A 255-nucleotide genomic window follows, 5' to 3' on the forward strand; every position below is an offset into this window, starting at 1 on the left:
TTGCGGGCGGTGTTACTGTGGCCAGTGGTGCTGCGCTTGAATTATCTGGCGGTATCACAATTGGTGACGAAGCATTGAGTTTAAATGGCACAGGCGTTAGCAGTGGCGGTGCCTTAAGAAATATCAGCGGCAATAATACTTATGGTGGTGCAATTACTTTAGTAACAAATGCTGTACGAATCAATTCTGATAGCGACACACTAACACTCAATAAATCAACAACAGCCATCACCGCAACAAATATTGGTTTGAGCA

Annotated in this window: 1 protein-coding gene; it reads left to right on the plus strand. The window is 43.9% G+C overall.

Annotation, left to right across the window (positions count from 1 at the left end):
• Positions 1-255: hypothetical protein (locus ICE88_RS08455; protein ID WP_216252058.1), on the plus strand; the 255-nt coding region annotated here is incomplete at both ends.

This window comes from Polynucleobacter sp. AM-26B4 (genome assembly GCF_018882285.1).
Taxonomy (GTDB): Bacteria; Pseudomonadota; Gammaproteobacteria; order Burkholderiales; family Burkholderiaceae; genus Polynucleobacter.